This window comes from Alcanivorax sp. HI0044, assembly GCF_001634945.1.
In genome coordinates, this window is the sequence record NZ_LWEZ01001735.1 from 1 (window position 1) to 2384 (window position 2384).

2 protein-coding genes and 2 pseudogenes are annotated in these 2384 nt (G+C 61.9%); 3 read left to right on the forward strand and 1 reads right to left on the reverse strand.

Features of this window, described 5'->3' with window-relative positions; translation table 11 throughout:
- The 3 genes and pseudogenes from A3730_RS26050 to A3730_RS30000 form a co-directional block, all read left to right on the forward strand.
- On the forward strand, nt 1-338 hold a 338-nt coding region (locus A3730_RS26050), incomplete at its 5' end, for a glutamate ligase domain-containing protein (RefSeq protein ID WP_369819128.1).
- Nucleotides 335-1696 (forward strand): UDP-N-acetylmuramoyl-tripeptide--D-alanyl-D-alanine ligase, encoded by a 1362-nt coding sequence (gene murF / locus A3730_RS26055; protein WP_063520523.1) that lies wholly within the window; start codon nt 335-337, stop codon nt 1694-1696. The genes A3730_RS26050 and murF, both read left to right, overlap by 4 nt.
- Nucleotides 1696-1923 (forward strand): annotated as a pseudogene (locus A3730_RS30000) (phospho-N-acetylmuramoyl-pentapeptide-transferase); the annotation flags it as partial. The gene murF and the pseudogene A3730_RS30000, both read left to right, overlap by 1 nt.
- Here the strand turns inward: A3730_RS30000 and A3730_RS26060 are convergent.
- Nucleotides 1918-2384: pseudogene (locus tag A3730_RS26060) on the reverse strand (phospho-N-acetylmuramoyl-pentapeptide-transferase); the annotation flags it as partial. The pseudogenes A3730_RS30000 and A3730_RS26060 overlap by 6 nt on opposite strands.

Sequence of the window (2384 nt, forward strand, 5' to 3'; positions counted from 1 at the left end):
GCGGAGACCGGGATACCGGCAAACGCCCGCAAATGGCCGCTGTGGCCGAGCGTGGCGCGGATCGTGTGGTGCTCACCAGCGACAACCCGCGCAGCGAAGACCCGCAACAGATTATTGATGACATGCGAGCCGGCCTTACCAATTCAGCCTCGGTGCAGGCCATTGTTGAGCGTGCCCAGGCGGTGATGGATACCGTGCATGCGGCCAGTGACGGCGATGTGATTCTGCTCGCCGGCAAGGGCCACGAGGATTATCAGGAAGTGGATGGCGTGCGTTACCCCAGTGATGACCGCGACCTGGCCCGCAAGGCGTTGATCGCCCGGGGAGGTGCGCAATGATGTGGCTGTCACAAATCGCTGAATGGACCGGCGGCGCCTTGCAGGGTGACGACCTGAAAGTGAATGCGGTGGCCACCGATACCCGCGCCATCGAGCCGGGTTGCCTGTTTGCGGCGTTACGTGGTGACCGGTTTGATGCCCATGATTTTCTGGCCTCGGCCAAAAGCGGTGGCGCCATTGCGGCACTGGTGGACCGCGAACAGGACAGTTTCGAAAGCGCTGTGCGCGTAGCCGACAGCCGTGAAGGTCTGGGGCGACTTGCCGGCGGTTATGCCGCCCAGTTCGATTTGCCCCGCCTGGCGGTCACCGGCAATGCCGGCAAGACCACGGTGAAGGAAATGGCCGCGGCCATGCTGGGTGACGGCACTTTGGCCACGGCAGGCAACTTCAATAATGACGTGGGGGTGCCGCTGACCCTGTTGCGCCTGCGCGCAGAGCATCGTTTCGCGGTAATCGAACTGGGCGCCAATGCGCCGGGCGAAATCGCCTGGACCAGTTCGCTGACGCGCCCGCAGGTGGTGCTGGTTACTAACGTGACCGGCGCGCACCTGGAAGGCTTCGGTTCCATGCAGGGTATTGCCGATGCCAAGGCGGAAATCTTTGCCGGCTGCACGCCGGGTGGTCAGGCGATCATCAACAACGATGACAGTTTTGCGGATTTCTTCGCCGAAAAAGCCCGTGCCGCCGGGTTGACCGTGGTGCGGGTAAGTATGGATGAAAGCACGCGCACCGGTGCCGATCTGTATGCCGAGAACATTGTTTTGCACCGTGATCGCGCGGAGTTTGTGCTTCAGCCGCTGGGCGAAGCGGTGACGGTACCGCTGCCCGGTGCACATCAGGTGAGCAATGTTCTGATGGCCTGCGCGGCGGTGCGTGCCTTGGGCGTAAATTTACCTCAGGTGTTGCCGCGTCTGGCAGCACTGAAACCGGTCCCCGGACGAATGCATATCCAGGCCGCCGGTGCCGGCGCCGTGGTGGATGACACCTACAACGCCAACCCGGGTTCAGTGCGCGCCGCCATTGATTGGCTGGCCGCGCAACCGGCACCACAAATGCTGGTGCTGGGCGCCATGGGCGAGTTGGGCCCGCAGGCTGATTCGCTGGTAGAGGAACTGGGTGAATACGCTCGTCAGGCCGGGCTTTCCGGTTTGGTTGTCATGACCGGTGCGGCNGCAGCTGCACGGGGCTATGGCGAAGCGGCAAAAATTGCCGAGGACTATCAACAGGCGGCGGATTGGAGTGCCCCGGTGCTGGCGCAAGGCGGCACGGTGTTGGTGAAAGGATCCCGTAGCGCCGGTATGGAAGCGGTGGTGCAGCGGCTTACACAGGAACGCACACACACAGAGGGGGCACGCTGATGCTGCTTTGGCTGGCGGAATATCTGGCGCAATACCACAGCGGTTTTCTGGTGGTGCAATACATCACCCTGCGCGGCATCTTGAGTGTGCTGACGGCGTTGTTCATCGCGTTCTGGGTCGGCCCGATCATGATCCGAAAACTGCAGGAAAAGCAGGTGGGCCAGGCCATTCGCGACGATGGTCCGAAAAGTCATCTGAGCAAGGCGGGCACCCCCACCATGGGCGGGATACGCGTTGAACCACAGAAAACCCAGGCCCGCACCACACAGGGCAGCAGAGATAATCACCAGCTCACCGGCACCGGCCACGTAGGGAATCTGCAAGTAAGTCGCAAATTCCGTATGCCCTCCGGCGTAGGCGAAGATGCCCAGGGCGCCACCCACCAGCACGGTGGGCATGATGGCCAGGCCATCCAGACCGTCAGTCAGGTTCACCGCGTTGCTGGTGCCGTTAATCACAAAATAGGTGAGCACGATGTAGAACCAGCCCATGTTGATGGCTACGCTTTTGAAGAAGGGCACGATCAACTGGGTTTCCACCGGGCTTTGCGCGGTGAAGAACAAGGCACAGCCGGCACCAAGCGCCCCCACTGACAACCACAAATATTTCCAGCGGGCGGGCAAGCCGCGCGGGTTCTTTTCCACCACCTTGCGCCAGTCATCCACCCAGCCCACGGCGCCGAAAATGA